Consider the following 18691-nt stretch of genomic DNA (forward strand, 5'->3'; position numbering starts at 1 on the left):
TTAGGCACCTGCCGTGGTCGTGCTGCCGAGACCGAATGCGGCGCCGCGGGCGGACTTCACCTGGGCGAATTCTTCGGCGGACGCCTTCTCTGCCGCGGCCTTCAGCGAGGCGTGGGTCGGCGCTTCCGGCACCGACGCGGGTCGGTTGGTGGCGAATTCCTTGCGAAGCACAGGCACCACCTCTTCGCCGAGGATGTCGAGCTGCTCCAGCACGACCTTCAGCGGCAGTCCGGCGTGGTCCATCAAGAACAACTGACGCTGGTAGTCGCCGTAGTAGTCCCGCATCTTGGCGTAGCGGTCGATGATCTCCTGCGGGCTACCCACCGCGAGCGGGGTCTGGGCCGAGAACTCTTCGAGACTCGGGCCGTGCCCGTAGACCGGCGCGTTGTCGAAGTAGGGGCGGAACTCATTGATGGCGTCCTGCGAGTTCTTGCGCATGAAGACCTGACCGCCGAGGCCGACGATCGCCTGCTCGGCCGTGCCATGGCCGTAGTGCTCGAAGCGCTGGCGGTAGTAGCTGATGAGCTTCATGTAGTGCTCTTTGGGCCAGAAGATGTTGTTGGCGAAGAAGCCGTCACCGTAGTAGGCGGCCTGCTCGGCGATTTCGGGGCTGCGGATCGAGCCGTGCCAGACGAAGGGCGGCACGTCGTCAAGCGGGCGCGGCGTCGATTGGAAACCCTGCAGCGGAGTGCGGAACTCGCCCTGCCAGTCGACGAATTCTTCACGCCAGAGGCGGCGGAGCAATGCGTAGTTTTCGAGCGCCAGCGGGATGCCCTGGCGAATGTCCTTGCCGAACCACGGGTAGACCGGGCCGGTGTTTCCGCGGCCCAGGGTCAGGTCGACGCGGCCGTCTGCCACGTGCTGCAGCATCGCGTAGTCTTCGGCGATCTTGACCGGGTCGTTGGTCGTGATCAGGGTCGTCGCGGTCGAGAGGATGATCTTCTCGGTCTTGGCGGCGATGTAACCGAGCATGGTCGTCGGGCTCGAGGGCACGAACGGCGGGTTGTGGTGCTCGCCGGTCGCAAAGACATCCATCCCCACTTCTTCGACCTTCTGCGCGATCGTGAGCATGGCCTTGATGCGCTCGTTCTCAGTCGGCGTCTGGCCGGTGGTGGGGTCGGTGGTCAAGTCGCCGACGGTGAAGATTCCGAACTGCATGTCACCCTCTCAATTTCAATGCGTTTGCATGGATATTGGGTCCAACCGTACACCCTGCGTTCCTATTCCCGGCCAGGTGAACCTGGTTATTTTCCCTGTTCAGCTGCGAGGGCCTTCTCTTTCTGCCCGAGCACCGAGTGGCGCCGGCTATAGCCGAAGTAGACGATCATGCCGATGGCGAGCCAGACCAGAAACCGCACCCAGGTCAGCGTCGTGAGGTTGAGCATCAGCCAGACGCAGAGCGCAGCGGAGAGAATCGGCAGCACGGGCGACCACGGCACGCTGAATGCGCGCGGCAGGTCCGGGCGCTTCTTGCGCAGCACGACCACGCCGATGCTGACCAACACGAAGGCCGAGAGAGTGCCGATGTTGATCATCTCCTCAAGAACGTCGACGTTGGTCAGCCCGGCCAGCAGCGCCACGACGACGCCCACCAGAATCTGCACGTGCGCCGGCGTGTGCCGCGTGTCCGAGGTGCGGCTCATCCATCTCGGGAGCAGGCCGTCGCGGCTCATCGCGAACAGCACGCGGGCCAGGCCGAGCAGCAGCACCATGATCACCGTGGTGAGCCCGGCGAGAATTCCGATTGAGATCACCTGGGCGGCCCAGCCCGCCCCGACGGCGATGAAGGCCGTCGCGAGACTCGGCTCCGCCGCATCAGCCAGCACCGTATAGGGAACCATCCCGGTGAGCACCAAGCTCACACCGATGTAGAGCACGCTCACGATGGCGAGGCCGCCGAAGATGCCGCGTGGCAGGGTGCGCTGCGGGTTCTTGACCTCTTCGGCCGAGGTGGCGACGACATCGAAACCGATAAACGCGAAGAAGACGAGGGAGGCTCCGGCGAGCAGGCCGAACACGCCATATTGCGCGGGGGCGGCTCCGGTCATGAATGAGAACAGTGACTGGGTCCAGACGTCGCCTTCGCCCGGGGCCGAAGGCTGGGACGGCGGAATGAACGGGGTGTAATTGGCCGGGTTGATGAAGAACGCTCCCACCACGATCACGAAGAGCACGATGGCCACCTTGATGATGGTGAACACGGCGCCGACCCGGTTGGAGAGCTTCGTGCCCAGCACCAGCAGGGTGGTGAAGATCGCCACGATCAAGAACGGCCCCCAGCTCACGGTGAGGCCGAGCACATTGATCGTGGCCGGGACGTCCCAGTTCCACAGCTCGAACACGTTGCTGAGGTAGATGCCCCAATATTTGGCGATGACCGCGCCGGCGGTGAGCATCTCGAGGATGAGATCCCAGCCGATGATCCAGGCCAACAACTCGCCGAGMGTGGCGTAGGTATAGGTGTATGCCGAGCCGGCGACCGGAATCGTCGAGGCGAACTCGGCGTAACACATGATCGCCAGGGCGCAGGTGACAGCCGCCAGCACGAACGCGAGCGTGACCGATGGACCGGCATAGCTGCCGGCCGCCTTGGCGCCGACCGAGAAGATTCCGGCGCCCACCGCGACGGCCACCCCCATGATCATGAGGTCGAAGGTGCCGAGCGAGCGTTTCAAGCTGCGGTGCTCAAGGTGCGAGTCGGCCAGAGAATCTTCGATGCTTTTGGTGCGCCAGAGGCTCATCGTTTCGCCTTCCGTCGGTCTGGGTCGACGCCGTGCGGTGGCACTCACCACCGCGCGGTGCAGCTTGCCCGTTTGCCTAAGGTGTGCCGCGCGCAGCTCTGCGCGAGGTACTTCATGTTAAGACGCGGCGGCACGATCCGGGCGAAAATCCTCTGGAAAATCCGGGCGAGTGGTCTTCCGTCGTGCCTTCGATGCGGCAATGAAAGAGGCGAGAGCGGCTCCGATCCCCGCTCCAAGAGTGTTGGCGAGGATATCCCGCACATCGCTGACGCGCGTGGGGAGAAAGAGCTGTACGAATTCGATTCCGCAGCTCAATGCGAAACCGACCGCCAGCACCAGCCACCAGCGACGTCGACCGACAAGCTGAAGCAAAAGTGCGCCGAGCGGCACGAACAAGCCGATGTTTGCCGCGAACTCGATCAGCTCGTACGTGATCCACGCGGTCAGATCCGACTGGGCGAGCCAGGTGACCAGCGAGTGAACCCAGCCTTGATCAGAGCCGTCGACAGGCTGTGGGCCGAGTGTCACCACGCCGATGAAAGCCAGGTAGAGAACCGTGGCAGTCACAACGAGTGGACGCGAACGCAGCATTGCTCAATCATGCCGTGATCTGACTGTGAGGGGTCGTGTATCGACCTTCGTTTGCCGAAGGAAGGTCGATATGCGACCCCTCACGAACCGAGCGAGAGGAAATGGTCGCGGAGCGGCGCGCGCTAGTTCGTCGGCAGCAGCTGCTCGGCGAGCAACTCCAGCGTGCGCAGTCGCGCGGGCGATGCATCGATGGCTGCGTCAGCGTGTGCGGATCCGACCGGCTGAAGCATGACTTCGTCGACACCGAACTCGACGGCGAGAGCGCGGATGCGCGCAGCCGCGGCAACCGGCTCGTCCACGATCCAGTTGGCTGACATCCGCTCGATCATCTCGGTCTGTGCCGGGGTCATCACCGCGGCCGACGCCTCTTCGACGGTGGCGACCGGGCCGAGCCGTTGACCGGTGCGGAGCCTGGCCATCAGCTGCATCTGCGGGAGGGCGAGTGCACGGGCCTCCTCCTTCGTGGCGGCGACCGACGCATTGAGGGTGAGAAAGGTGCGCGGGGCAGCGAGATTCTCTGACGGTGTGAACTCACGGCGGTACACGTCGAGGGCGTGGGTAGTGCTGTCGCCGGAGAAGTGGTTGGCGAAGACATACGGCAGGCCCTGTGCCGCGGCGAGGTGTGCTGAGTATTCGCTCGAGCCGAGCAGCCAGAGCATCGGGATCCCGGTTGCGGCGGGGGTCGCGCGCAGTTCGTAGTTTCCGGTGGTCAATGTCACCGTCGCGCCGTCGGGGTGCAGCAGCGCGGTGATGTCGCCGATGTTGCGCGGGAACGCGTCGACGTCGCTGACGGCGCCGCTCGAACGGAGGAGCGAGGTGATGACGGGGTCGCTACCGGGTGCGCGACCGAGGCCGAGGTCGATGCGGCCGGGGAAGGCGGCCTCGAGCAGGCCGAACTGCTCGGCGACCACGAGGGGAGAGTGGTTCGGCAACATGACGCCACCCGAGCCGACCCGGATGCGCTGCGTGTTGGCTGCAAGAATGCCGATCAAAACCGGCGGGTTCGTCGATGCCACCGACGGCATGTTGTGGTGCTCGGCCACCCAGTAGCGCTCAAAGCCGAGAGCGTCGGCGCGTTGGGCGAGAGCGATTGAGGCGGTCAGCGCCTGGCTTGTGCTCTGGTTCTGGCGAACGGGAATGAGGTCGAGCACGGAGAGGCGCAGTGTTGTAGTCATCTCTGTGGCAAACGGTGGCTGCACTTCGGGTATTCCCGCAGGCACCGTGCACAGATGTGCATCTGCCCCGCCGGAAACACAAAACGGGCCGACACCCGAAGGTGACGGCCCGTTTCGAAGAAGTTCGCGGTATCTACGAAGATCTACTCGTTCGGAAGAACTAGCGACGCAGTCCGAGACGCTCGATGAGCGAGCGGTAGCGGGCGATGTCGACGTCCGACAGGTAGCCGAGCAGACGACGACGCTGACCAACCAGCAGCAGCAGTCCACGACGCGAGTGGTGGTCGTGCTTGTGCTCTTTGAGGTGCTCCGTCAGGTCCTTGATGCGCTGCGTGAGCATTGCAATCTGGACCTCGGGGGAACCGGTGTCACCTGGGTGGGTAGCGTACTCTTCGATGATCGCCTTCTTGGCGTTAGCTTCAAGTGCCATAGTGGGGATCCCCTTTCACTCACTGCGCGGTGCCCGGGGCCGAATGCCTGGGCTCTCTTTATCCGCGGCCGATTAGACGGCAACCTGAAGAGTTTAGCAGAGTTACGGATGGCCCAGCTCACCGCGTCGGGAACTCACGCCTTGCCGCTCTCCCGCGCCAGTTGCGCGACCTCGCGACGCAGTTGCCGCATCCGTTTCTCATGGCCCTGCCAGTAGTCGGCATCGGCTTCGGTGACCGCGAAGGTCGGCCAGTCACGATCGAGGCGGGCGGTGATCGCCTGCCCGATGTCGGCCCAGGCATCGTCGCGGGCCCGCTCGACGAGGCGTGCCACGTAGTCGTCGTCGTCACGCAGGGCGGCCAACCGGTCGGCGACGGCCAGGTTCACGTCTTCGCGGCGGCGCAAGTTTTCGGTGTCACTCGAGCGATAGTCATGCTGATGCTGGCCGACGCCGCCGCGGCCGGCGGCCACCGCGCGCTTCTGCTCAGCCAGCTGGGCAGAGCCCTCCGACTCCCGGATCACCTCGTTGAGCACGGCTCGCGCTGCCTCGGCATAGTAATCGGGGTGATAGGTCACCGATTCGGCCAACGCGCCGATGACGATCTGGTTCTTCAACGCCATGCGTGCGGCGAACTCGGCGAGCATCACACCTTCGGAAACCATGTCCTCAAGTGCGGCAGGCTCCGGCAGCGGAAGCGCCGAGAAATCGAATGGCGTCGCCGGCCGACGGTACTTGCGACGAAACCACATCTCTCGCTTGAGCCCCTCGTTCTGGCGCCACTGGATCAGCAGCGATCGATTCCCAGCCTATCGCGGCGGAGCCTCCCGCTACCGGGAGGCTCCCTTCGCATGATCAGGAATCATCACCGAACCGATGCCGACTCCAGCAGCTCATCGAGACGCTCGAACCCTTCGGTCATGCCTCGCTCCATGCCGCTGGCCACCATTCCGTCGCGGTCCTCCTGCGTTTGGTAGACCGAGTGCACCTCGATCCGGGTGCGCCCGCCCAGATCGATGAAAGTGACGGACTCCAGACTGATGTGCCCCGGGTAGCCGTCGAACTCGAAGGTCTGCACAATGCGGTCGGGAGCAACACTGTGAAAAACACCGCTGAATCCGTAGGGCGTGCCAGCAGGGTCGGTGTGGGTATATGCCCACTTTCCGCCGGCGCGCACGTCATACTCCAAGACATCCATGGCGAGGTCACGCGGACCGAGCCACTCTGCGACGAGGGCCGGCTCGGTGTAAGCGCGATAGACGTCGGCGACGGGAGCGTCGAATTCCCGCACCACGTCGACGTAGGGAACGCCGGGCGATGCGGTGACGGTGACGGGGTTGTGTGTAGTCATTTTCTCTCCTGCTTTCTTGTGGTCAACTTGCGATGTGTTTCACTCTGCGTTGTTGTGCAGTGATTCGAGCACGGCGTCGAGGCGGCGGAACTGCCGCTCGGCGACGAGCCGGTAGGTGTCGATCCATGCCGTGAGTGCTTCAAGCGCAGCCGCGTCGAGGTGGCAGGGCCGACGTTGCCCCTCTCGGGTGCGGGTGATCAGACCTGCCGCTTCCAGCACTTGAATATGTTTCGAAACTCCCTGTTTGGTCATTGCGAATGGCTCGGCGAGCTCATTGACCGTTGCGGGCCCCCGGGAGAGCCGGGCGATCAGTGCTCGTCGCACCGGATCGGCCAAGGCCAGAAATGCACGATTCAGCTGCGCGTCCTGGTCGGCTGAGCTGTCACCGACGGGGCCGTCGCCGACCGAGCCATGACCATCCGGGCCGTCACTCTGGAGCATTATCAACCTTCTTGTTGATCAACCAATTGGTTGATAATCCGAGAATAGGAGCGGATTCCGACGATGTCAAGGGGCAATTGAGGTGTGGACTGGATGGCGCGAGAAGGCATGACGATGCCCGTCGCCTGCGCCGGCGTGGCTCTCGGCGCGTTGACATCGTCACTCGGCCTGAGTCGCCGGAGCAGTACGCGCGGAGGGCGACCACGTCACGACGATGCAAATCAGGCGATGATGCAAGTCAGAGGGATGTCGGCGACCCGAACGTCGGCATCCCCTTTCATTAGACTCGCGCACCCATAAAGATGGCTGCGAATCTGCTGTGCCCGGTCACGAGAGTGGACATCCACATCACCCGTTCTTTAGAACGCTCGCCGGTGCGAAACAGTGGCGGTTCGCGCCGGGCGCATGTTTGACTGGCCGAGTGACCGAGACACAGCGGGACAGTACGATCGGCTCGGCTTTCGCGCGGGCGGATGCCGGCACCGCCGCCTGGCTTCTCGACCGGCACTGGGGTATCCAGGCGCGCTCACTCAGCCGCCTCGACACCGAGAACGACGACACGTTCCGGGTGGGCGTCCGAGCAGAGGCAGACGCCCGAACCGGTGCCCCCGACCCGACCGGTTACATCCTGAAACTGGCCAACCCGGCCGAGGACCCGGCCGACATCGAATTGCAGACGAGCGCGTTGCTTCACTCGAGCCGGCGCGATCCGAGCCTGCCGCTGCAACGAATCATCCCTTCGCTCGAGGGCGACCTTCTCCCCCGCATCACCCTGGAGAACGGCGACGTGCGCATCGTACGTGTGCTCACGTTTCTTCGCGGGACACTGCTCAACGACACCCCCTGCAGCCGGGCTCAGTTGAGGGCGACCGGACGCTCGATGGCGAAACTCGCGGCGGCCCTGCGCGACTTCACGCATCCGGCGGCGCGGCGCTCCCTGCCCTGGGATCTTCTGCAGCTCGGCACACTCGAGCCGAAACTCGGAGCGGTTGCCGACCCCGCGGTGCGTGCAGAGATGGCGACCGCGCTCACCGCGCTCGTTGGCGAGACACTGCCGCGTCTGAGGACGACGCGACGGCAAGTGATCCACAATGACTTCCATGGCGGAAATGTGATCGTCGACCCGACGGATCCCACCTTCGTCACCGGCATCCTCGACTTCGGTGACACGGTCGACAGCTTCCTGGTTGCCGATCTCGCCGTCGCCATGTCGTATGCCGGCGGCTATCCGAGCGCGAGCGGCGAGAATCACGGCCCCTGGGCCGCGGCCGATGCGCTGCGCGACGGTTACTCAGAGATCACTCCCCTGACCGAGCTCGAACGTGAGCTGTTGCATCCGCTTGCCGTCGGCCGCCTGGTGCAGCGCTACGTGCTCGGCAGCTGGCTCGCCGCCACCCACCCGGCGAATGCCGACTACACGGCCAAGAATCTTCGGCTCACTCTTGATCAGTTCACGAGCATGACCAGTTCAACCCGGTGAAGGGAACCCCATAGTGGCAGGACCGAGCAGCTATTTTCGCCCCGAGAACACGAACGAACTGTCCGGTGCCGAGCGCGACCTGGTCGCCCGCCGCGAGCGCCTGCTCGGGAAGGCCTACCGTCTGTTCTATGACCGACCGATCGAAATCGTGCGTGGTGCGGGCACCAAGCTCTACGACGCCGAGGGCGCCGAGTACCTCGACGTCTACAACAACGTGCCCTCTGCCGGCCATTCGCACCCGCGCGTTGTCGAGGCGATCAGTCGCCAAGCAGGCACGCTCAATACGCACACCCGCTATCTCGGCCGTGGCATCCTCGACTACTCTGACGATTTGCTGGCCACAATGCCGGCGGGCATCGACAACGTGATGTTCACCTGCACCGGTTCCGAAGCCAACGATCTTGCGCTGCGCCTGGCGAAGGGCATCACCGGGCACCAGGGAGTGATCGTCACCCGCAATGCCTATCATGGGGTCACCACCGAGATCGCTGCGATCTCCCCCTCGCTCGGCGGCGAGAGCACCGTCGCGCCCTGGGTTCGCATCGTCGATGCCCCGACCGGTGACGGCAGCGAGTTCGTGCGGCAGGTTGCCGCAGCGACGGATGCCCTCCGGCAGTCCACGCACGGGCTCGCCGCGGTCATCGTCGACACTGTCTTCGCGAGCGACGGCGTCGTTCCTGGCCTGAACGAGCCGGGCTCCCCCGGGTTTCTCGCCCCCGTCGTTGCGGCGACTCGCGCCGCCGGTGGGCTCTTCATCGCAGACGAGGTGCAGCCGGGATTCGGTCGGCTCGGCTCGTGGCCGGGCTCCGACAGCGCCGACAACCCGGGCGGCCGAGCGCGCTCCCCGTTCGACTTGACGGCCCCGGAATCTGGCCTGTGGGGCTTCGCCCGGCACGGAATCATTCCAGACATCGTCACGCTCGGCAAACCGATGGGAAACGGAATGCCGATCGCCGCAATGCTGGCCCGCCGCGACCTGGTCGAAACCTTCGGGGCCCAGATGCGCTACTTCAATACCTTCGGCGGCAATCCGGTGTCGATCGCCGCAGCACAGGCCACGCTCGACGTCGTGCGCGATGAGCGCCTGCCCGAGAACGCCAGAGTGGTCGGCGCCTACCTGGTCTCGGGGCTGAGCAGCCTGGCGAGCACAGCTCGCGAGATCGGCGGCATCCGCGGGGCCGGGCTGTTCATCGGCGTCGACCTCATCGACGCCGACGGGCAACCCGACGAAGGGTTAACGATCGCACTGCTCAACGAGCTGCGGCGACGGCACGTGCTGATCGGGGCATCCGGGCTCGCGAACAGCACCCTCAAGGTCCGCCCGCCCCTCCCGTTCAGCCTCACTGACGCAGACCGGTTTCTCGCCGAACTCGACGGGGCGCTGACGACGCTGCGCCGGTGACGGTCGGTGCCGCCCGAGACCGCGACCGCGGCAGCCGAGGTGGAAGCTGAAGCAACACGGCGGTAGCAAGCAGGATGGTGCCGACGACGGCGATCGCGAAGTTGAGACCGAACACCACGACGGTGAACGGAGGAAGAATCACGAGCGAGGCGGACAGGCTGACGCTCCAATCGCGCGCCCGAGTGCTGAATGCATTCGGTGAAATGGGTTGTTCGAATCGACGCAGCGCGACGGCGATGCCGGTCAACACGAGGATGGCGATCAGCAGAATGACCGGCCGGGTGAACCACCAGGCGGGGGTGCCCGGCTCCGGTGACGGCAGCGGGGAAAGCAGCAGCAGACCGACGATGAGGGCGATCACCGGCAGGTGCCAGAGGTAGATCGTCATCAACCGGCTGCCCACAGCGCTCACAATGCTTCTGATCACGGTGACCCGCATCATCCGATCAAGCAACGGGTGACAGAGCATCAGCAAGGAGAACTGGGCGATCCCCTGCAGGCACAGCGCAACGGTCGGCGGATTGAGGTTATTGAGCATGTCGACCGGGTACGCCCCGAGCACGGTGAGCACGGTGAGGGCGCCGAAACTTCCGACAACGAGCAGCGCCAGTGTCCACCGGGACCGCGCTGCAAACCAACCGTCGGCGGCCCACACACCGAGTTGCTGAATGAACAGCCAGACGAAGATCATGTTGAACAGACCGAGTTCCGGAATTCCGGATGCCCACCGCGTCACGTCAAGTGCGATCGCCGCAACGGCCAGACCGACCAGAGTGCTGATCGGGGCGCGTTCGTGCAGCGCCACCATTCCCGGCACGAATGCCTGGCTAAAGGTGTAGGCCGCGAGAAACCACAGCGGCGAGGCGACTCCGAACGTGATCTTTCCAACGGTTTCGGCATCAAGCCCGCTGAGCAGCATCACGAGAATGGCGGCCGCGAGAAACGCGAAGAACGGCACCGCCGGCCGTGCCAGGCGCAGTACGCGCCCGCGAATGAACTCGGCAGCTGTTCCACCGCGTGCCTCAGTTCTCCGCCAGGCCAAAGCGCCGACATAGCCCCCGATCACGAAGAGCAACGGCATGATCTGGGTGACCCAGGTGACGGGGGCGAACCACGCCTGAAGCTCGACCGTGCGCACCAGGATGAGGTCGTGGCGAGGGCTGAAGGAGGCGCCAAGCAAGAGCAAATGGCCCAGCACGACAAACACCAGGCAGCCGACCCGCGCGATGTCCATCACAGGGTCTCGCCCACTCCGCATGACAGCGGAATGGGGCTCATTCACCCGGTTCAATTGTTACCTCCGCACAGGCTGCAATTCTCTCCTGTGCTCAGTGTGGCACCGACATCCGTGCTTGAGCTAGCAGCAATCCTCCGAAAGAGATTCGAATCAGAAGATTCGAATCGCGACCTCGGCCGGCGCCGCGAGGAGCGCCTCGATTTCATCGTCGAGCTTGACAAGGGTGAGTGAGGCCCCAGCCATGTCCAGTGAGGTGCAGTATTCGCCGACGTAGCTCCGTCCGACGGTGATGCCGCGCTCGGCGAGCTGCGCGTGAGCGCGCCCGTACAAAATGTACAGCTCACTGATCGGTGTTCCGCCGAGGCCGTTGATCATCAGAGCGACCCGATCACCCGAGGCAAACGGGAGGTCGCTGACCACTGCTTCGAGCAACTCGTCGACAATCTCGTTCGCGCTGGCAAGCTTCGCCCGCCGACGCCCCGGCTCTCCATGGATGCCGACTCCCATCTCCATCTCGTCTTCGCCGAGTTCGAACAGTGGCGAGCCCTTGGCAGGAGGTGTGCACGAGGTGAGCGCCATTCCCATCGTGCGGGTGACGCTGTTCACTTTCTCGCCGATTCTCACGAGTTCATCGAGGTCGGCGCCGCTCTCGGCAGCGGCTCCGACCGCCTTCATCACAAAGAAGTTGCCGGCGACTCCGCGGCGGCCGACGGTGTAGGTGGAATCCTTCACCGAGACGTCATCGTCGATGAACAGTGTCTTCACCAGAATCCCGTCGGCCGCGCTCATCTCCTCGGCCATCTCGAAGGCCATCTTGTCGCCGGTGTAGTTGTTGACCAGCAGCAGCACTCCCTTTGGCGAGGCGACGAGCTTGGTCGTCTCGTAGACGTAATCCATCGGCGGGGCGGCGAATACGTCGCCGGGACAGGCCGCATCGAGCATGCCCTTGCCGACTACCATCACGTGTGCGGGTTCGTGCCCGGAGCCGGAGCCTTGAACGATCGACACCTTGTTCGGGTTCGGAGCATCGGTCCGCATGATCAGGTTGTAGGCGGGCACGTACTTCAGGGTGTCCGGATTCGCCAAGGCGATTCCAGTCAGCATTTCGGCGACATACTGCTGCGGATCATTGACGAATTTCTTCATGGCGCGCACTCCAGGTGTATTCGGGATGACCCGTACCGCCCCGGCACGGGAGCTTGATGATGAGCTCCGCGGCTATCGGGCCGCCCACTCTGTGCTGAGGCGCTCCAGGATCACTGCCACCGCAACGGCTCCGGGATCCGGGGACCCGATGCTGCGTTCCCCCGTGTAGCTGGCTCGCCCGCGCTTGGCGAGCATGCTGCTCGTCGCATCGGCGGTGACTCGCGCCACCTCAGCCATCCGGGCGATGGATGGACCCGCGTCGGATCCGGATGCGACTTCGACCTCGAGAACATCGGTCGCCGGCACGAGAGAGTCGAGAAGGGTCTTGTCACCGAGATCCGAGCTGCCCCTGGCTTTGATTCCCTCGATTGCCGCACGCAGCATGGCCACGACGTCGCTGCCGGCAAGCTCGTCCTGGCCGCGCACCGCGCCCGATGCCCGCAGGAATGCAGTGCCCCAGAGCGGGCCAGACGTGCCGCCGATTCGACCGGCGATGACCATCGCGACCTTTTGAATGAAGGCCGAGGGGCTGCTTCTGTCGAAATCGTCCCATTCGGCGAGCACGATCTCGAAGCCGCGGGCGAGGGAATACCCAAAGTCGCCGTCTCCGACCACCGCGTCGAGATCACCGAACTCCCGCTCGTTGTCGACCGCGGTCTGGGCGATGCTGCGCACCACGAACTCGGTGTCGGCGAGGCTGGAACCCGAACGGGAATCGGAGGCGGATTCGGAAGCAGATTCAGAATCGGTCGTCATTTCTCCCCATCTCTTTCTTCTCGTTCTTTTCGTTCTTCTCGTTCTTCTCGTTCTTCGTCGACGAGGCGAAGCAGCGCGCTCAGGTCGGCCAATTCAATCCACTGCCCCGGGTGGATCCCGAGCGGGTCGTCGAGCACGACCGCGGCCGGGCCGCTCGGGTCACCGAGCGAGCTCACCACCAGCGCGGCCCCGTCGAAATTCTCTTCCGCGGTGTAGCCGCTGACCGTGACCACGGTGAGCAGCCCCGCGGCGAGCGCCGCGCGCAGGCCGTTCTCGCTGTCTTCAATGACGAGCGCGTCGTCGGCGTCGACTCCGAGTTCTGCCAGGGCCAGCAGGTAGATGTCGGGGGCGGGTTTCTTCGCGGTCACCCGGTCACCCGCGAAGACGCTGAACCTGCTGGCGAGGTTCTCTCCGACGCTGTGGCTGAGCACGGCGCGCACCGAGGCCTCGGCCGACGTCGAGGCGACGGCCAGCGTCCAGCCTGCACCGGCCGCTTCTTGCACGATGCGACGGATGCCGGGTCGCGCCGGCAGCACCCCGGCGGCAACCATCTGGGTGTAGATCTCCGTCTTCCGCCGGTGCCACGCGGCAACGGTGTCTGACCACGACGACGGATCGTCTCCGAGCCCGAGTTCGGCGGCCAGCTCCGGCGTGAGGATGCTGGCCATCCGCTCTTTGCCACCACCGATCTTCACCTTCTCGGCGTAGTCGGCGTCGCTCCAGTGCACCGGAACGGCGAACTCGCGAAATGTCTGATTGAACGCGGGAAGGTGTCCATCCCGTTCGGTGTCGGCCAGCACCCCGTCGCAGTCGAAGATCAAGGTGGGCATCGCTCAGGCCTTGCCCGCGCTGCCGAACTGGTGGGCCAGGTCCCGGGTCATCGCCACGATGTCCGCGCGCACATGGGCGAAGAGCGACGGTGGATCCCATTTGTCGCGGGCCTCGGCATCCTTCAGAAAAGTCAGGTTCGACTTCATATAGGTGATCTTCAACGCCGTGGAAATATTGACTTTCGCGCAACCGCGCGCGATCAGGTCGTGGAATTGGGCATCGGTCAGACCGCTGCCGCCATGGAGGGCAATGGGCACCGGATGCGCCTCGACCAAGTCGGTCACCCGTTGAAAGTCGAGCACGGGCTCGCGCTTGTAGACGCCGTGCGCATTGCCGATCGCCGGGGCGAAGACATCCACCCCGGTCGCCTCGAGAAACCGTAGCGATACCTCAAGGGTCTGCCGGTTGGACTCCGCGTCGGAGCCGACGCCGTCTTCGACGCCGCGGATCGATTCGATCTCGCCCTCGACGTGTGCCCCATACCGGCGTGCCTCGGCGACGACCTCGATCGTCTGGCGCTGATTCTCTTCGACAGGCAGGGTCGACGCGTCGAACAAGACCGAGTTCCAGCCGCGTTGCAGGCATTCGGTGATGACCGCTCGCTCCGGACAGTGATCAAGGTGCAGGGCGACCGGGACGTCGATCCCCTGCGTCATCGACTCCCACATCGCGAAGAGCACGTCGGAGCCGATCGACTTCACCGTCTTCACCGACGTCTGCAGAATCACCGGCGAGCGTGCTTCGACGGCGCCGGCCAGGACCGCTTCCATGGTCAGGTCGTTGACGATATTGATGGCCGGAACACCGTAACGTTCGGCAAACGCCCGATCGACGATGTCTTTCAATGTCGAAACAGCCACCTGGTGCCTCCTCGCCCCTGTGCGGGCCATGGTAAGCCGGAACCTCATGGCCGACAATGGCTCGGCGAATGGCTCGACGCATGGCTCGGCAGCTGTCGAGAGGTGGGGCGAGCTACCTCTCGAACACCAGCAGAGTCGACGTGGCGCTCGCGTAGACGCGCCCCGACGCATCCACCAACTTCGCCTCGGCGAATGCCACGCGACGACCGATCGAGATCAGCGACGCCTCAGCGCGCATCGGCCCCGTATCGGTGGTGATTGCCTTGTGATACGACACCTTCAGCTCCAGCGTGGTGTAACCCTGCGTTGCGCTCAGCCGGGAGTGCACGGCGCAACCGCAGGCGCTGTCGAGCAGGGAGGCCGCATAGCCGCCGTGCACGGAACCGATCGGGTTGTAGGCGTGCGGCCCCGGTGTGCCGGCGAACACGGCACTCCCCTCGCCGACCTCGACGAGGTCGAAGTCAAGCGACTCGGCGATCCCGGGACGGCGCCCCGAGGCGATCAAGGCACGCAGCTGTTCAATGCCCGACAGTCCCGGGCCGATCTCTTCCATCAGCGTCTCAGCCATCAGCCGCGCAATCCGTCCAGTTTCTCGACGACTTCGCCGAGTACGTCTTCGGAGCCGGCGTAGATGCCGTCGGCCCGTGGCCAGTGGCTGATCACATCGGTGAAGCCGAGTTCGGCCGCGCGGCCGACGGCATCCTCGAAGGCGCCGACGCTCTCCAAAGAATAGGTACCGCCGCTGTCCAGCGACAGGTAGCGGTCGATGGTCTGCGGATCCCGGCCCGCGGCATCCGCAGCGTTCTCCAACCGGTCGACCATCTGGCCGACGCCGGCCCACCACTCGTCACCGACGACACCCTCGGCGCCAGTGGTCACCCAGCCTGACCCGAATTGCACAACGAGTCCCAGACCGCGCGGCCCGTTGGCGGCAATGACAAAGGGAACTCGCGGGCTCTGCACCGGGCGCCCGACCATGCGCGCGCCGACCGCCGTGAACCAGTCGCCCGAGAAGCTCACACCGTTGCTGCCCGGCTCTTCATGCCGGAGCAGCAAGTCGAGGCTGGTCACGAACTCAGCAAACCGGCCATGCCGCTCGGCCGGCGTGTACTCGGCCTGGCCCAACACGAAGGCATCGAAGCCGGTGCCGCCCGAGCCGACCCCGAGCAGAAATCGCCCGTCGGAAATGTCGTCGATTGTCGCCACCTCTTTGGCGAAGGTGACCGGATGACGAAAATTCGGCGACGCCACGAACGTGCCGAGCTTGATCTCGGTGGTCACCGCGGCCGCCGCGGCCAGCGTCGGCACCGTCGCCTGCCAGGGCTGATCGGCGAGGGTGCGCCACGAGAGGTGGTCGTAGGTCCAAGCATGGTCAAACCCGAAGTCCTCGGCCGCCTGCCATTTGCGGCGGGCATGACGCCAGGTGTCTTGCGGCAGAATCACTATTCCAAAGCGCATGGTGCGAGTCTACGGATACGCCGGGCGGATTCGGCGTGGGCGCCCCCGCGCATCCGGCAACTCCGAGACTCCACCCGGATCGAACTGAGGCTGTTGCGACAACGCCCGCGGGTGGCAGACTCAGCTCATGACCGGCACGACGCCAGCACTCGCGACGAACTGCCTCGCGCGTTGCACGATCGTTCCGCCCTACCTTCTCGTGCGGCTCGCCCGGCTCACCGATCCGCGCTTCGCCGGAGCGGCCGAAGCGGCGCGTCAGTCGCTGCTCCGCGACCAGCCGCTTCGTGAACTCCGGGTGCCGGGGCAGCCTCCGTCTCCTCTGGCCGGTCCGCCTCGCGCCGCTGTCGCCGCGCGGGCGGGGCGCCGACCAGGGTCGATCGATCGCACGGTGGCGGATGCCGGCGGCCGCGAACTGCTCCCCGGTCGCGTTGTGCGCAGAGAGGGTCAGCCTCCCGTCGCCGACACTGCAACGAACGAGGCCTATGACGGACTCGGCTCCACCCATCTGCTGTTCTGGACCCAATTCCAACGGGATTCCATCGACGGCGCCGGGCTGCCGCTCAACGCTTCGGTGCACTACGGCGAGCGCTACGACAACGCGTTCTGGAACGGCGAACGCATGGTGTTCGGCGACGGCGACGGCCAGGTCTTCAACCGGTTCACCCTGTCGCTCACGGTGATCGGGCATGAGCTCACCCACGGCGTCGTGCAACACACCGCGAATCTGAACTATCAGGGCCAATCCGGGGCGCTCAATGAGTCGATCGCCGACGTGTTCGGCTCGTTGGTCGAACAGTTCGCGTTCGGTCAGAGCACAAGCCAGGCGAGCTGGCTCATCGGGCAGGGGCTCTTCACCGACGAGGTCGAGGGCACGGCGCTTCGTTCTTTGAAGGCACCGGGCACCGCGTACAACGACGACGTGCTCGGAAAAGACCCCCAGCCATCAGAGATGGCCGGCTACGTCGACACCGAGCTCGACAACGGCGGTGTTCATCTGAACTCCGGCATCCCCAATCGCGCCTTCTATCTGGTGGCGGATGCCCTCGGCGGCAACGCCTGGGAGTCACCTGGTCAGATTTGGTACGACGCGCTGACCGGCGGAAGGCCGACGGTCAGCACATCGGACAGCACGCCGGCCAACCTCCCACCAGCCGGTAGCCCATTGCCGCCGGATGCTGATTTCGCCGCGTTCGCTCGGGCGACGGAGACCGCCGCCGTCGCCCGGTTCGGGGCGGATTCAGCCGAGCGGCAGGCCGTCGTGACCGCCTGGCGCACCGTCGGTGTGGCCCCCATCGAATCGAAGTAGCCGACATGAGAGTCATCGTGACGAGAAGCGGCGGGATCGCGGGCATCCAGCTCAGCTGGGAGGTTCTGGTCGACGACCAGCCCGATCCGGCCGACTGGCTCGCACTCATCAGCACGCTGCCGTGGAGTGACACCCCGCGAAGCGCACCGCAACCCGACCGATTCATTTACCGCATCCGGTGCAACGCTCACACGGTCGAGTTGGCCGAACCTGATCTGGACGGCCCGTGGCGCGAACTGGTCGAGCGAGTGCAACGAGCGCACCCGTCTCCGCCCGCGAAGTAACCCGGTGAGCGCACCGATCGTTATCGCACTGCCCTTCACCGGCCTCTGGCTGGCGCAGAACAGTCCGGCACGTCGGGTGCCGAGCCATGGCACCGATGTGTGGGGCGAGCGGTACGCCATCGACTTCGTCGGCGTCGACGCCCGTCGGCGCACTTCGCCGTTCCGCGACTGGCGCACCTTGTTGGCCACCGAACCACCTGAGCGGTTTTTCGCCTTCGGGCGCGCGATTCTTTCGCCGGTCGACGGCACCGTCGTCGAGGCCCACGATGGTGAAATCGATCATGAGGCGCGGCGATCTCAGCTCGCGCTGGTGCCCTACGCGCTAGGACAGGGCGCTCGGGTGCGACAGGGCGTTGAAGCAATCGCCGGCAACTTTCTGATCATCAAGACGTATGGCGACGCATTCGTCGCCCTCGTTCATCTGCGTGCCGGCTCCCTGAGCGTCGTACCCGGCGACACCGTGACGACCGGGCAACCGATCGGAGCGTGCGGGAATTCAGGCAACTCGACTCAGCCCCACCTGCACCTGCAGGTCATGGACAGCTCCGACCTTGCCCTCGCCAGCGGCCTGCCGATGCGATTCCGGCGCTATCGCGAATCGGCGCGTGGCGCCCGGCATTTCGAGATTCGGGAATCCGGAGTTCCTGCCGAGGGTGCCGTCGTTGAACCGCTGCCCGTCGCGGCTGCGGACAGTGGCGGATAGTCGTTTGGTCGGGGTAGACGGCCACCCCGGCGAAGGACACACTCTCCGGTAGGAAGCCCTTGCGAGGAGGAAGAAATGGACAACGCGACGACGGCACGAAGCCTCTACGACAACCTGAACGCCGGAGAGATCGACAAATTCGGTGAATTTATTGCCGACGATTTCATCGAGTACGAAGTGACACCAGGTTTTGAACCGACGAAAGCAGGAGTGAAGGATTTCTTTCGGATGCAACAGGCGGCATTCCCCGACATGAAGATCACTGTTGAAGATCTTGTGGAGAGCGGCGAGAAGGTGGTCGTGCGCGCGAGATTCTCGGGAACCAACCAGGGAGATTTCATGGGCATGGCGGCCTCGGGGAAGAGCGTCGATGTGCAACTCATCGACATCTTTCGCCTCGGAAGCGACGGACTCGTGCATGAGCATTGGGGGGTTTATGACGCCCTCGCGATGATGCAGCAGATCGGTGCCATTCCCGCGGGACCGCCCGCGTAGCTGCGTC

Annotated in this window: 21 protein-coding genes; 6 read left to right on the forward strand and 15 right to left on the reverse strand. The window is 64.8% G+C overall.

Annotated elements, in window-relative coordinates:
* The 8 genes from AB4Y63_RS11125 to AB4Y63_RS11160 form a co-directional block, all read right to left on the reverse strand.
* Nucleotides 1–1158 carry an LLM class flavin-dependent oxidoreductase gene (locus AB4Y63_RS11125; protein ID WP_441791108.1) on the reverse strand — a complete coding sequence of 386 codons (1158 nt, stop codon included), beginning with the start codon at nt 1156–1158 and terminating at the stop codon, nt 1–3.
* 86 nt (nt 1159–1244) lie between these two features.
* Nucleotides 1245–2741 carry an amino acid permease gene (locus tag AB4Y63_RS11130; RefSeq protein ID WP_441791109.1) on the reverse strand — a complete coding sequence of 499 codons (1497 nt, stop codon included), beginning with the start codon at nt 2739–2741 and terminating at the stop codon, nt 1245–1247.
* A gap of 117 nt (nt 2742–2858) precedes the next feature.
* A complete protein-coding gene (locus tag AB4Y63_RS11135; protein ID WP_441791110.1) occupies nt 2859–3332 on the reverse strand; it encodes a VanZ family protein in 474 nt (157 codons plus the stop codon).
* 122 nt (nt 3333–3454) lie between these two features.
* Entirely contained in the window at nt 3455–4507 is a 1053-nt protein-coding gene (locus AB4Y63_RS11140; RefSeq protein ID WP_441791111.1) for an LLM class flavin-dependent oxidoreductase, read from the reverse strand.
* Between the two features lie 160 nt (nt 4508–4667).
* Nucleotides 4668–4937, reverse strand: a complete 270-nt coding sequence (rpsO, locus tag AB4Y63_RS11145) for a 30S ribosomal protein S15 (protein ID WP_414804947.1) — start codon at nt 4935–4937, stop codon at nt 4668–4670.
* A 134-nt stretch (nt 4938–5071) separates the two neighbouring features.
* The gene (locus tag AB4Y63_RS11150; RefSeq protein ID WP_441791112.1) at nt 5072–5686 is read right to left on the reverse strand and encodes a hypothetical protein; all 615 of its coding nucleotides are present in this window, start codon (nt 5684–5686) and stop codon (nt 5072–5074) included.
* 113 nt (nt 5687–5799) lie between these two features.
* A complete protein-coding gene (locus AB4Y63_RS11155) occupies nt 5800–6285 on the reverse strand; it encodes an SRPBCC family protein (protein WP_441791113.1) in 486 nt (161 codons plus the stop codon).
* Nucleotides 6286–6324: 39 nt separating this feature from the next.
* Nucleotides 6325–6726, reverse strand: a complete 402-nt coding sequence (locus AB4Y63_RS11160; RefSeq protein WP_441791114.1) for an ArsR/SmtB family transcription factor — start codon at nt 6724–6726, stop codon at nt 6325–6327.
* A gap of 421 nt (nt 6727–7147) precedes the next feature.
* Here AB4Y63_RS11160 and AB4Y63_RS11165 point away from each other — a divergent pair, with 421 nt between their 5' ends.
* Together AB4Y63_RS11165 and AB4Y63_RS11170 are read left to right on the forward strand one after the other, a co-directional pair.
* The gene (locus AB4Y63_RS11165) at nt 7148–8206 is read left to right on the forward strand and encodes a phosphotransferase (RefSeq protein WP_441791115.1); all 1059 of its coding nucleotides are present in this window, start codon (nt 7148–7150) and stop codon (nt 8204–8206) included.
* Between the two features lie 13 nt (nt 8207–8219).
* Nucleotides 8220–9608, forward strand: coding sequence for an aspartate aminotransferase family protein (locus tag AB4Y63_RS11170; RefSeq protein WP_441791116.1), 1389 nt, complete (start codon nt 8220–8222; stop codon nt 9606–9608).
* Here AB4Y63_RS11170 and AB4Y63_RS11175 read toward each other — a convergent pair.
* The 7 genes from AB4Y63_RS11175 to AB4Y63_RS11205 all read right to left on the reverse strand — a co-directional run bounded on the left by AB4Y63_RS11175 (nt 9547) and on the right by AB4Y63_RS11205 (nt 15896).
* Nucleotides 9547–10890 (reverse strand): acyltransferase family protein, encoded by a 1344-nt coding sequence (locus AB4Y63_RS11175; RefSeq protein ID WP_441791117.1) that lies wholly within the window; start codon nt 10888–10890, stop codon nt 9547–9549. The two genes, AB4Y63_RS11170 and AB4Y63_RS11175, sit on opposite strands and share 62 nt — an antisense overlap.
* A gap of 105 nt (nt 10891–10995) precedes the next feature.
* Nucleotides 10996–11991 (reverse strand): dihydroxyacetone kinase subunit DhaK, encoded by a 996-nt coding sequence (gene dhaK / locus AB4Y63_RS11180; RefSeq protein WP_441791118.1) that lies wholly within the window; start codon nt 11989–11991, stop codon nt 10996–10998.
* A gap of 72 nt (nt 11992–12063) precedes the next feature.
* Entirely contained in the window at nt 12064–12747 is a 684-nt protein-coding gene (gene dhaL / locus AB4Y63_RS11185; RefSeq protein ID WP_441791119.1) for a dihydroxyacetone kinase subunit DhaL, read from the reverse strand.
* Nucleotides 12744–13577 (reverse strand): HAD-IA family hydrolase, encoded by an 834-nt coding sequence (locus AB4Y63_RS11190; protein WP_441791120.1) that lies wholly within the window; start codon nt 13575–13577, stop codon nt 12744–12746. The genes dhaL and AB4Y63_RS11190 overlap by 4 nt, the downstream gene beginning before the upstream one ends.
* Before the next feature lie 3 nt (nt 13578–13580).
* Entirely contained in the window at nt 13581–14438 is an 858-nt protein-coding gene (locus AB4Y63_RS11195; protein WP_441791121.1) for a class II fructose-bisphosphate aldolase, read from the reverse strand.
* A 112-nt stretch (nt 14439–14550) separates the two neighbouring features.
* On the reverse strand, nt 14551–15006 hold the full coding sequence (locus tag AB4Y63_RS11200) for a PaaI family thioesterase (protein ID WP_441791122.1): 456 nt from the start codon (nt 15004–15006) through the stop codon (nt 14551–14553).
* Complete coding sequence (locus AB4Y63_RS11205) at nt 15006–15896, reverse strand: LLM class flavin-dependent oxidoreductase (protein ID WP_441791123.1); 891 nt, start codon at nt 15894–15896, stop codon at nt 15006–15008. The genes AB4Y63_RS11200 and AB4Y63_RS11205 overlap by 1 nt, the downstream gene beginning before the upstream one ends.
* 127 nt (nt 15897–16023) lie before the next feature.
* Between AB4Y63_RS11205 and AB4Y63_RS11210 the strand changes: the two genes are divergently transcribed.
* The 4 genes from AB4Y63_RS11210 to AB4Y63_RS11225 all read left to right on the forward strand — a co-directional run bounded on the left by AB4Y63_RS11210 (nt 16024) and on the right by AB4Y63_RS11225 (nt 18684).
* Nucleotides 16024–17202, forward strand: coding sequence for a M4 family metallopeptidase (locus AB4Y63_RS11210; RefSeq protein WP_441791124.1), 1179 nt, complete (start codon nt 16024–16026; stop codon nt 17200–17202).
* A 5-nt stretch (nt 17203–17207) separates the two neighbouring features.
* Complete coding sequence (locus tag AB4Y63_RS11215) at nt 17208–17486, forward strand: protealysin inhibitor emfourin (protein ID WP_441791125.1); 279 nt, start codon at nt 17208–17210, stop codon at nt 17484–17486.
* Nucleotides 17487–17490: 4 nt separating this feature from the next.
* On the forward strand, nt 17491–18189 hold the full coding sequence (locus tag AB4Y63_RS11220; protein ID WP_441791126.1) for a M23 family metallopeptidase: 699 nt from the start codon (nt 17491–17493) through the stop codon (nt 18187–18189).
* A 75-nt stretch (nt 18190–18264) separates the two neighbouring features.
* Nucleotides 18265–18684 (forward strand): ester cyclase, encoded by a 420-nt coding sequence (locus tag AB4Y63_RS11225; RefSeq protein ID WP_441791127.1) that lies wholly within the window; start codon nt 18265–18267, stop codon nt 18682–18684.
* The last annotated feature ends 7 nt before the right edge of the window (nt 18685–18691 follow it).

This window comes from Leifsonia sp. YAF41 (genome assembly GCF_052113185.1).
Classification (GTDB): Bacteria; Actinomycetota; Actinomycetes; order Actinomycetales; family Microbacteriaceae; genus Cryobacterium.

Coding starts and splice junctions, on each gene's coding strand:
- AB4Y63_RS11135 (WP_441791110.1), bottom strand. CDS start 3,332: ATGCTGCGTTCGCGTCCACTCGTTGTGACTGCCACGGTTCTCTACCTG.
- AB4Y63_RS11205 (WP_441791123.1), bottom strand. CDS start 15,896: ATGCGCTTTGGAATAGTGATTCTGCCGCAAGACACCTGGCGTCATGCC.
- AB4Y63_RS11225 (WP_441791127.1), top strand. CDS start 18,265: ATGGACAACGCGACGACGGCACGAAGCCTCTACGACAACCTGAACGCC.
- dhaK (WP_441791118.1), bottom strand. CDS start 11,991: ATGAAGAAATTCGTCAATGATCCGCAGCAGTATGTCGCCGAAATGCTG.
- AB4Y63_RS11155 (WP_441791113.1), bottom strand. CDS start 6,285: ATGACTACACACAACCCCGTCACCGTCACCGCATCGCCCGGCGTTCCC.
- AB4Y63_RS11190 (WP_441791120.1), bottom strand. CDS start 13,577: ATGCCCACCTTGATCTTCGACTGCGACGGGGTGCTGGCCGACACCGAA.
- AB4Y63_RS11215 (WP_441791125.1), top strand. CDS start 17,208: ATGAGAGTCATCGTGACGAGAAGCGGCGGGATCGCGGGCATCCAGCTC.
- AB4Y63_RS11150 (WP_441791112.1), bottom strand. CDS start 5,686: ATGTGGTTTCGTCGCAAGTACCGTCGGCCGGCGACGCCATTCGATTTC.
- AB4Y63_RS11125 (WP_441791108.1), bottom strand. CDS start 1,158: ATGCAGTTCGGAATCTTCACCGTCGGCGACTTGACCACCGACCCCACC.
- AB4Y63_RS11200 (WP_441791122.1), bottom strand. CDS start 15,006: ATGGCTGAGACGCTGATGGAAGAGATCGGCCCGGGACTGTCGGGCATT.
- AB4Y63_RS11210 (WP_441791124.1), top strand. CDS start 16,024: ATGACCGGCACGACGCCAGCACTCGCGACGAACTGCCTCGCGCGTTGC.
- AB4Y63_RS11160 (WP_441791114.1), bottom strand. CDS start 6,726: ATGCTCCAGAGTGACGGCCCGGATGGTCATGGCTCGGTCGGCGACGGC.
- dhaL (WP_441791119.1), bottom strand. CDS start 12,747: ATGACGACCGATTCTGAATCTGCTTCCGAATCCGCCTCCGATTCCCGT.
- AB4Y63_RS11140 (WP_441791111.1), bottom strand. CDS start 4,507: ATGACTACAACACTGCGCCTCTCCGTGCTCGACCTCATTCCCGTTCGC.
- rpsO (WP_414804947.1), bottom strand. CDS start 4,937: ATGGCACTTGAAGCTAACGCCAAGAAGGCGATCATCGAAGAGTACGCT.